The sequence below is a fragment of the Acinetobacter chengduensis genome, from assembly GCF_003664645.1.
In the GTDB taxonomy this organism is placed as follows: Bacteria; Pseudomonadota; Gammaproteobacteria; order Pseudomonadales; family Moraxellaceae; genus Acinetobacter; species Acinetobacter chengduensis.
Genome location: NZ_RCHC01000087.1, coordinates 1 through 218 on the forward strand (window position 1 = coordinate 1; position 218 = coordinate 218).

Genomic DNA, 218 nt, shown 5'->3' on the forward strand with positions numbered 1-218 from the left:
ATGACTGTCAGTAAAATTTTACAAGGTCAAGCCGGGATTCAATACGGCGCAGTTACCGACAAATCTGGGGCAGATCCGCGTGATAGCTTGAATAACGCGATTTTTACTGGACAATTTAAACGCGGGCGTTTTGACAAGCCTATGAAGATCCATTCTGGCAACGTACGTGCAATGCTGGGCTATGATCCCGAAAATATGGACTATGTGGCCATTGAAGA

At 45.4% G+C, this 218-nt stretch carries 1 protein-coding gene; it reads left to right on the top strand.

All coding sequences use genetic code 11. The annotated features are described in order from the left end of the window. The coding region (locus D9K81_RS18560) for a hypothetical protein (protein WP_121524039.1) at nt 1-218 on the top strand (218 nt) is incomplete at both ends.